Raw genomic sequence first — 822 nt, 5'->3', positions numbered from 1 at the left:
CTTGCCGCAGGCCCTGTCAGCCCGTCAACAAGGGCCGCCGGACCTTGGCCGGGCGGATCTTTTTCCAATCCATTCCGGCTAGCAACGCCATCAGCTGAGAATGGTCCAGACGTATCCGTGCCGCCGATATGCCCGGCCAGCAGAAGCCTTGATCTTCCAGGGTTTTCGAATAGAGGCAGACACCACTGCCATCCCACCAGACAATACGAATACGATCAGCCCGTTTCGACCGGAAGACGTAAAGCGCGCCATTGAAGGGATCGAGGCCGCCATCCCGCACCAGCGCCATCAAAGAGACAGCCCCCTTGCGGAAGTCGACCGGCTGGCACGACACATAAACCACCACACCGGAGGCGATCATGCCTTGCGAGCCGCCCGTAGAACCCTCACCAGATGATCAGGGTCGAACTCGCCGCCGACGCGCACCACCATATCCGCAATGACAATATCGACCGAGCCGCTGCTCATCGTATCAACGCGCGCGAACTTGATCTCCTTGCCCATTCCCTCCGTCAGGGGCGCAACAACTCCCGATGCCAGTGCCTTGCGACGCCACCCATAAAGCTGCGAGGGATCCAAGCCTTCAGACCGGGCAATCGCCGAGACATTGGCCCCAGGCTGCAACGTCGCGGCCACGATCCGCGCCTTCTCATCATCCGACCAGTCACGCGGCTTGCGTCGTCTTCGCACCGGCTCCGCCGTCAAAACCTCAAAGGTTCGAGGGTGATTCACACTGTCGCTCATGGAATTCTCCGCATGACTCATGCAGAAAATCGCCGATCAGCAGGCCGAAAGATACGTGGGGTGGCCTACGCGCTTACG

General features: G+C 60.3%; 2 protein-coding genes. Both read right to left on the bottom strand.

The window, feature by feature from the left end; genetic code table 11:
• Window positions 1-16: 16 nt before the first annotated feature.
• The gene (gene tnpB, locus PH552_RS33670; protein WP_069611408.1) at window positions 17-361 is read right to left on the bottom strand and encodes an IS66 family insertion sequence element accessory protein TnpB; all 345 of its coding nucleotides are present in this window, start codon (window positions 359-361) and stop codon (window positions 17-19) included.
• On the bottom strand, window positions 358-744 hold the full coding sequence (locus tag PH552_RS33665) for a transposase (RefSeq protein WP_113251703.1): 387 nt from the start codon (window positions 742-744) through the stop codon (window positions 358-360). Before PH552_RS33665 ends, tnpB begins: the two co-directional genes overlap by 4 nt.
• Window positions 745-822 lie beyond the last annotated feature (78 nt).

The sequence above is a fragment of the Rhizobium aureum genome (genome assembly GCF_030182495.1).
GTDB lineage: Bacteria > Pseudomonadota > Alphaproteobacteria > Rhizobiales > Rhizobiaceae > Rhizobium > Rhizobium tropici_C.
The sequence above is the reverse complement of the archived record's forward strand: the minus strand, read 5'-3'. Positions and strand labels throughout refer to the sequence as shown.